At 66.4% G+C, this 7,300-nt stretch carries 12 protein-coding genes; 5 read left to right on the top strand and 7 right to left on the bottom strand.

Annotation, left to right across the window (positions count from 1 at the left end; genetic code table 11):
- Both SK854_RS47970 and SK854_RS47975 read left to right on the top strand, forming a co-directional pair.
- Positions 1 to 459 (top strand): MFS transporter (locus SK854_RS47970; RefSeq protein ID WP_319981872.1); only part of this gene is annotated, 459 nt, incomplete at its 5' end.
- Positions 460 to 624, top strand: coding sequence for a hypothetical protein (locus SK854_RS47975; RefSeq protein ID WP_319981873.1), 165 nt, complete (start codon positions 460 to 462; stop codon positions 622 to 624).
- On the opposite strand, the gene SK854_RS47980 is transcribed toward SK854_RS47975, so the two are convergent.
- Both SK854_RS47980 and SK854_RS47985 read right to left on the bottom strand, forming a co-directional pair.
- Positions 621 to 1,022 (bottom strand): arsenate-mycothiol transferase ArsC, encoded by a 402-nt coding sequence (locus SK854_RS47980; RefSeq protein WP_319981874.1) that lies wholly within the window; start codon positions 1,020 to 1,022, stop codon positions 621 to 623. The two genes, SK854_RS47975 and SK854_RS47980, sit on opposite strands and share 4 nt — an antisense overlap.
- A 63-nt stretch (positions 1,023 to 1,085) precedes the next feature.
- Positions 1,086 to 1,727, bottom strand: coding sequence for an arsenate reductase ArsC (locus SK854_RS47985; protein WP_319981875.1), 642 nt, complete (start codon positions 1,725 to 1,727; stop codon positions 1,086 to 1,088).
- Between the two features lie 85 nt (positions 1,728 to 1,812).
- On the opposite strand from SK854_RS47985, the gene SK854_RS47990 reads away from it, so the two are divergent.
- Both SK854_RS47990 and arsB read left to right on the top strand, forming a co-directional pair.
- Positions 1,813 to 2,142 carry an ArsR/SmtB family transcription factor gene (locus SK854_RS47990; RefSeq protein ID WP_319981876.1) on the top strand — a complete coding sequence of 110 codons (330 nt, stop codon included), beginning with the start codon at positions 1,813 to 1,815 and terminating at the stop codon, positions 2,140 to 2,142.
- Positions 2,143 to 2,209: 67 nt separating this feature from the next.
- A complete protein-coding gene (arsB, locus tag SK854_RS47995; protein WP_319981877.1) occupies positions 2,210 to 3,283 on the top strand; it encodes an ACR3 family arsenite efflux transporter in 1,074 nt (357 codons plus the stop codon).
- A 48-nt stretch (positions 3,284 to 3,331) separates the two neighbouring features.
- On the opposite strand, the gene arsM is transcribed toward arsB, so the two are convergent.
- Entirely contained in the window at positions 3,332 to 4,090 is a 759-nt protein-coding gene (gene arsM / locus SK854_RS48000; RefSeq protein WP_319981878.1) for an arsenite methyltransferase, read from the bottom strand.
- Positions 4,091 to 4,234: 144 nt separating this feature from the next.
- Here arsM and SK854_RS48005 point away from each other — a divergent pair, with 144 nt between their 5' ends.
- Positions 4,235 to 4,543 (top strand): ArsR/SmtB family transcription factor, encoded by a 309-nt coding sequence (locus tag SK854_RS48005; protein WP_319981879.1) that lies wholly within the window; start codon positions 4,235 to 4,237, stop codon positions 4,541 to 4,543.
- Between the two features lie 17 nt (positions 4,544 to 4,560).
- Here the strand turns inward: SK854_RS48005 and SK854_RS48010 are convergent, their stop codons facing one another.
- The 4 genes from SK854_RS48010 to SK854_RS48025 form a co-directional block, all read right to left on the bottom strand.
- Positions 4,561 to 4,908: a metalloregulator ArsR/SmtB family transcription factor gene (locus SK854_RS48010; protein WP_319981880.1), complete on the bottom strand. Its 348-nt coding sequence runs from the start codon at positions 4,906 to 4,908 to the stop codon at positions 4,561 to 4,563.
- A gap of 41 nt (positions 4,909 to 4,949) precedes the next feature.
- Complete coding sequence (locus tag SK854_RS48015; protein WP_319981881.1) at positions 4,950 to 5,804, bottom strand: ADP-ribosylglycohydrolase family protein; 855 nt, start codon at positions 5,802 to 5,804, stop codon at positions 4,950 to 4,952.
- Between the two features lie 272 nt (positions 5,805 to 6,076).
- A complete protein-coding gene (locus SK854_RS48020; protein ID WP_319981882.1) occupies positions 6,077 to 6,898 on the bottom strand; it encodes a class I SAM-dependent methyltransferase in 822 nt (273 codons plus the stop codon).
- Positions 6,826 to 7,197 (bottom strand): ArsR/SmtB family transcription factor, encoded by a 372-nt coding sequence (locus tag SK854_RS48025; protein WP_051769343.1) that lies wholly within the window; start codon positions 7,195 to 7,197, stop codon positions 6,826 to 6,828. The genes SK854_RS48020 and SK854_RS48025 overlap by 73 nt, the downstream gene beginning before the upstream one ends.
- Positions 7,198 to 7,300 lie beyond the last annotated feature (103 nt).

Genomic DNA, 7,300 nt, shown 5'->3' on the forward strand with positions numbered 1-7,300 from the left:
CTGCATCTGTTCGGCTTGCGACTGCCGTGGCCGGAGATCGAGCACGCAGCGGAGCATCATCCGTCCGCAGTGGCGCGGAGCAGGCCCTTCGTGATGCTGACGGTGGCGATGAGCCTGGCGGCGTTCAGCGTCTACGCGGTCGTGGTCAACCTCGTGCCGCTGCTGACCGAACGCGGGATGTCGACGTCGGCTGCCGCGGTGGCCCTGGGCCTCGGTGGGGTGGGCCAGGTCCTCGGGCGGCTGGGGTACGCCAGGCTGACCGCGAAGACCTCGGTGCGCACGAGGACAGCACTGATCTTGCTGGCGAGCGCCGTGGTCACCGCGTTGCTGGGTGTGGTGCCCGGCCCGGCCTTGCTGCTCATCGCCGGTTCGGTGCTCGCAGGCGTCACGCGCGGGATCTTCACGCTGGTACAGGCGACGGCGATCACCGACCGGTGGGGTGCGGTCCACTACGGATAGTTGAGTGGGCTGCTCGCGGTGCCGGTGATGCTGACAGCGGCGATTGCGCCGGGGGCGGGTAGTGCCATGGCGTCGTGGCTAGGTGGCTACCCGGCGGTGTTCGTGGTGCTGGGGGCGATCGGGGTGCTGGCGGCCGCGTTGTCGACCGCCAGCGTTCCGCGTTAGCCGAGCAGCTCGGCGACCAGGCCTCGGATGCGGCGGTCGATGTCGTCGCGGATCGGGCGCACGGCGTCGACGCCCTGCCCAGCCGGATCCTCCAGTTCCCAGTCCAGGTAGCGCTTGCCGGGGAACACCGGGCAGGTGTCACCGCAGCCCATCGTGATCACGACGTCGGACGCCTCGACGTCCTCTGTCGTGAGCTTGGAGGGCACCTCGGCGGTGATGTCGAGGCCCCACTCGGCGAGCGCCTCGGCGGCGGCCGGGTTGACTTTCTCGGCCGGTGCGGAGCCGGCGGAACGGACCGCGATCCTGCCCATGCCGTAGTGCTGCAGCAACGCGGCGGCCATCTGGGAGCGGCCCGCGTTGTGCACGCAGACGAACAGCACCTCGGGGGTCTTGGACACGGTCATCTCCTCGTTGCGGTGGTTCTCATCATGCGTGATCCAGGTGAACAGCGGGGTGGTGTCTCAGTCCTGGAGAAGTTCGGACAGCAGGCCGCGGATGTGGCGGTCGATGTCGTCACGGATCGCCCGGACAGTGTCGAGCGAGGCGCCTGCGGGATCGGCGACGTCCCAGTCGAGGTAGCGCTTGCCGGGGTAGACGGGGCAGGTGTCGCCGCAGCCCATGGTGACCACGACGTCGGCGGCGCGCACGACCTCGTCGGTCAGCGGCTTGGGATACGCCTCGGTCAGCTCGATGCCGAGCTCGGCGAGCGCATCGGTGACGGTCTGCGGGATGGTGCCGGTCGGCCTGCTGCCTGCTGAGCGCACGGAGACCTTGCCGAACGCGTGGTGCTCCAGCAGGGCGGCGGCGATCTGGGAGCGCCCGGCGTTGTGGACGCAGATGAACAGCACCTGCGGCACGGTGACGGTGGTCAGGCCGTCGGCGCGGCCCTGGTCGGTCAGCCGCTGCTTGGTGAAGCGCGCGGTCAGGACCGGCAGGTAGGTGGTGATGGTGGCGTTCTCGGCGAGCAGGTCGTAGGTCTCGTCCACGACCTTGGCGACGGTCTCGCGGCTGAACACGCCGTGGAAGCGGTCGGAGAGTTCGTCGGTGATCCGGAGCAGCTGGGCGGTGAGCTCGTGCTGGGGGAGTCCTCTGGTGCGGGACATCAGATCTCCTTGAACCGAAGTTTGTCGATGCAGATCACACCCCGTGTATCGACTTTTGTCAATCCAAACCGCTATGGTCATCGTCATGACCAGTCCAGACCAGACGCTGCTCGACGCGGCCACCGCCGCACGCCTGTTCAAGGCGCTCGGTGATCCGATCAGGGTCGAGCTGGTCGGGTTGGTGCGTCGGACGGAGGGGCAGGAGGCGTGCTTCTGCGACCTCGCTGACCAGTTCGACATGCCGCAGTCCTCGCTGAGCCACCACCTCAAGATCCTCGTCAACGCCGGTGTTCTCAGTCGGGAACGCCGCGGCACCTGGAGCTGGTACCGCATCGACAACGCAGCGATCGACGCCCTGGCGGCGGTGCTGGCGCCTGGAGGCCCGCTGCGCGACACGAGCGCCTGCTGCGACTGACCTGACATACCTTCAACCGCCGACGACCCGTCGGCGGGCGGTGACGCCTGCACACCTGGAGAAACTGTTGAGCACCACCGAATCCGCAGCACCCGACGTGCTGCATCGACTGTCCTTCCTGGACAGGTTCCTTCCTGTGTGGATTGGCGTCGCCATGCTCGCCGGGCTGGTGCTCGGCCGGTTCGTGCCAGGCCTGCAGGGTGTCCTGGAAGCGGTGAAGATCGACGGGGTCTCGCTGCCGATCGCGCTCGGTCTGCTGCTGATGATGTACCCGGTGCTGGCCAAGGTCCGCTACGACAAGCTCGACACCGTGACGCGCGACAAGCGCACGATGGTGCTGTCGCTGGTGCTGAACTGGGTGCTCGGCCCGGCGCTGATGTTCGCGCTGGCCTGGATCTTCCTCGCTGACCTGCCGGAGTACCGCACCGGCCTGATCATCGTCGGTCTCGCCCGGTGCATCGCGATGGTCATCATCTGGAACGACCTCGCGTGCGGCGACCGCGAAGCCGCCGCGGTGCTCGTCGCGCTCAACTCGGTGTTCCAGGTGGTCATGTTCGGCGTGCTCGGCTGGTTCTACCTCGACCTGCTGCCCGGCTGGCTCGGCCTGGACATCGCGTCAGTGGACTTCTCCGCGTGGGAGATCGCCAAGTCGGTGTTGATCTTCCTCGGTATCCCGCTGCTGGCGGGTTACCTCAGTCGCAAGCTGGGGGAGCGGTCCAAGGGCCGGGAGTGGTACGAGTCGAAGTTCCTGCCGCGCGTTGGCCCGGTTGCCTTGTACGGCTTGCTGTTCACGATCGTCATCCTGTTCGCGTTGCAGGGCGAGACCATCACGAACCGGCCGTTGGACGTCGCCCGCATCGCTCTGCCGCTGTTGGTCTACTTCGCCATCATGTGGGCTGGTTCGTACGCGCTCGGCAAGGCGTCCGGGCTCTCGTACGAGCGGACCACGACGCTGGCGTTCACCGCGGCGGGCAACAACTTCGAGCTCGCCATCGCCGTCGCGATCGGCGTGTTCGGTGTGACGTCGGGACAGGCGCTGGCCGGAGTCGTCGGGCCGCTGATCGAGGTGCCCGTGCTCGTCGGCCTGGTCTACGTGAGCCTCTGGCTGCGGCGTCGGTGGGCCGCCCGAGCGGAACTCTGACGTTGTGATCATCGGTGGCGGCTGGTGGTGACCGGCCGCCACCGATGATCATCCGCTCCCTGAGGGCTTGGTGGCCCGGATGATCGCGGAGTGCATGCCGTCTGCGACTTCGCGGGTCGGAGTGATCTCGATGTCGGTGAGTCCCGCGCTCGCCAAGCCTTGGCGGTATTCGGTGAACGACAGGACGCCCGCGATGCAGCCGACGTACGAGCCTCGCCCGGCGCGTTGCTCCGCGGTCAGTTCGTCCTCGGCCACGACATCCGACACGCCGATGCGGCCACCAGGCGCGAGAACGCGGAAGATCTCGGCGAACACCGCAGACTTGTCCACCGACAGGTTGATCACACAGTTCGAGATCACCACGTCGATGGTGTCGGCGGGCAACGGTATGGCCTCGATCGCGCCCTTGAGGAACTCGACGTTGGTCGTGCCGGCCTTGGCCGCGTTCTCCCTGGCCAAGACGAGCATCTCGTCGGTCATGTCGACGCCGTAGGCCTTGCCGGTTGGGCCTACCCGGCGCGCTGACAGCAGCACGTCGATGCCGCCGCCCGAGCCGAGGTCGAGCACGCGTTCGCCTTCGCGCAGCTCGGCGACGGCCGTCGGATTGCCGCATCCCAGTGACGCGGCCACTGCTTCGGCGGGTAGCTCGGTGTGGTCGGACGTCGCGTACAGCTTCGCGCCGAAGTTCTCGCCGACCTCGATCCCCTGCGGGTCGCAACACGCGGTGCCACCTGCAGTGACCGCGCTCGCGGCGGCGGCGTACTTCGCGCGCACCACTTCACGTAAGTCGGCAGCCTGCTCGTCCATCAGGATGTCCTCCTCGATGCCACAGCGGCTCGCGCACGGCTTTTGCCAACCTTCATCTTGCGCCCCTACCTAGATGGGCGTCAATATAGATGAATGTCTAAGCACGGCACACCGAATCTCTTGGCAGCGATGTGTTGCGGAGACATGCTGTCGGCTCCGCTGGCTGACGACGAAGCGGTCGAGCTGGCCGCTGCGTTCAAGGCGCTCGGTGATCCGGTGCGGTTGAAGCTGTTGTCGATGATCGCGTCGCACCAGAACGGGGAAGAGTGCGTTTGCGCGCTCACCTCGGCGTTCACGCTGTCGCAGCCGACGATCTCCCACCACCTGAAGATCCTCCGGCAGGCCGGACTGATCGATGGTGAGCGCCGGGGCACCTGGGTGTACTACTGGTTGTTACCCGACACCGTGAACAAGCTCGCCATGATGCTTACTCCCTCGCCAGTGCCCAAATAGGGCCGGACGTCACGCTGTCACGAGGCGGCGGTCGCCACGGCGGGTGCGAGCGCGGCAGACAACTGCCCAAGGATGCCAGGCAGAGCTCGGTAGTAGACCCAAGTGCGTCGCCGTTCGCTGTCGATCAGTCCGGCGTTGCGCAGCACCTTCAGGTGATGGGAGATGGTGGGCGCGGTCAGGTCGAACGCCTCCGTCAGGTCGCACACGCACACCTCGCCGTTGGGGTGAGAGGCGATGAGGCTGAACAGGCGCAATCGCACTGGATCGGCGATCGCTTTGAACGCCTGGGCGAGCTCAGCGGCTCGTTCGGGCGTGACCGGCCGCTCGGCCAGAGATGCCGTGGACCGTGCCCGCTGTTTCGACATGCGTCTAAGTTGACACCGTGCTGACGGCGTAAGCAAGCCGCCTATCTGTTCTCCGCCCAGGCGAGAAGCCGGGCATCAAGGGTGTGCAGGAAGTCGCGGCCGATCTGGTCGTTCTCCAGGCCTGCGTGCAGCGCCGCAGGAAGATCGTCGACCACCTGTGATGACCGGGATGCGGCAGCGAGCGCCACCGTGGCCACGGTGTCCACGTCGCCGCAGAAGGCCACGCAGGTGCGCAGGATCTCGGTGAGGCTGGTGTTCGAGCTCAACGCGGTGAGTGCCGCCCGCACGCTCATCCAGCCCTGCGCGCCCACCGGCCCGCTCCACGGTTCCGACCAGCGGTCTGCAGAGCCCAGTTTCTGGTCGATCCACCGACCGGCATCGGCGAGGGGGCCCAGTTCGAAGTGGCAGTAGTGCACGGCCAAGGCGGCGGCCTGTGCCGCCTCGATGCCCAACGGCGTGTCGTGGGTGATCCGCGCCTGCACCTCGGCGTGCTGAACGACATCGGACACGGCGGGCAGCAAACCGATCGGGCCGGCGCGCATCGCTGCTCCGCTCTTGTCGCTGTGCGGCCTGATCCTCCTCAGCAGTTCGGTGCCGTCACTCACTTCGCACAGCAGGTCGTAGAAGTTGCTCGCGTAGCCCACTCGCTGATCCCGGTGGAAGGTTCGGACGAACTGCTCGGCCAGGTTCGTCTGGGTCCACGATGCGCCGGAGAGCAGCATCTCGGCGACGGCGATGGTCATCTGGGTGTCATCGGTGTATCGCCCAGGATGCAAGCCCGACAGGCCCGGATTCTGCACGTATCCGCGAACCGTGTTGTGCGCGGCGACGAAGTCCGGGTCTGCGTACTCGAATCCGGCGCCATACGCGTCGCCGATCGCAAGGTGGACAAGCACGGCGTCACCCTATTCGCTCATGAGGACGCTTGATTAGATAGCAGTCTAAGTTGACACTCATCTAATCAAGGAGGATGCTCGGTGTTACTGGGGCACCGATCTAGGTAGGTGGCGACATGTTCTCGTGGTTCCGCCGCAAGCTTGCATGGACGGGGCGCGTGACCTTCTGCGACTCGTGCGGCCAGGTGTGCACCTCCGAGTGTCGATCGATGGCACTGGTCGAGCAGACCCGCGTGCACGTGCTTGAGCGAGTTGGACGACTCGCCTGATCTTCAGCTGGCGCGCGCGACTATCGTCAGCAGGGTCCGAGGTGTGAAGGGTGCACCTTCGAGATCGCCGAAGCAGGCGATGTGCGAGAACCCTGCGGTCTGCAGCATGCTGACGAGTTCGGTGACCGTGTACAACCGCACGGCGTATTGACGTTCCCGTGATGGCTCAACTGATGCGATGAACGTCTGTCTGATGTGGAGCGTCGCGGAGATCGGATCGAACTGCGCTTCCTCGAGCAGGAACGCGCCATCTGGAAGCTCGTAGAACGTTCTCGGCTGTGACGTCAGCAAGGTGCGGTCGCGATGCATGGTCTCGATGACGAGCCTGCCGTCCGACTTCAGCACGCGCCGATACTCGCGCAGGACCTGCTGGTCAGTGGTGTCGTCCACGTAGCCAAGCGAGCTGTAGAGGCACAAGGCCGTGTCGAACACGCCGGTCTTCAGCGGGATGTGCCGATAGTCGCCGCGCACCAGTTGTTCGGGCTGCGGACGTGGCCATCGCCGCCTCGCCTCGGCCAGTTGGGCCCACGAGTAGTCGGCGCCGACCACCCGATAGCCCGCAGCGGCGAGTGCGCTGGTGTGCCGGCCGTATCCGCACGGCAGATCGAGCACTGTCCCGCCGCGGGGAGTGCCGGCCAAGGCGAGTGCCGCGAGAGCCTCCCGCGAAGCCGCCTCGGAGGACTGTCGTGGTCCGTAGGTCCGCAGGTAGCACTCGTCGAAGAACGTGTGCCACCACCCGGAATCGTCCGCCGTCACGGCTGCCCGCAGGCGTTCCCGGGACTTTCGAGCAGGCACAGGCCGAACTCCAGCATCCGCGGCACGCACGGGTCGACGATCCGGTAGTAGATGCTGGTTCCTTCGCGGCGAGTCGCGAGGATCTTCTGGTCCACCAGGCGCTGCAGTTGGTTGGACACGCCCTGCTGGCTCATGTCCACCGCCGCCGCGAGATCGCTGACACGGACTTCCTCTGCCCGGCTGAGCGCGTGCAGCAGGCGCAGTCGTGTTGTCCCCGACAGCACCTTGAACAGGGCTGCTACGCCGGCTGCTTCGTGGTCGTCGAGCAGAGGGCGGTCGCGCAGGGGTGCGGCCTCGGCTTGGCCGGAGGTGCGGATCGGAGTCGCCATGGCTTCCATTCTAACTACCTAATTACATGGTTCTGTGTAATAGTGGCCCGGTGCTCGGGCCTGGCCGACGGGGAGTCAGCCACGAGCACCACACCACAGTCCC

Origin of the sequence: Lentzea sokolovensis (genome assembly GCF_033949975.1) — a bacterium.
GTDB classification, from domain to species: domain Bacteria; phylum Actinomycetota; class Actinomycetes; order Mycobacteriales; family Pseudonocardiaceae; genus Lentzea; species Lentzea sokolovensis.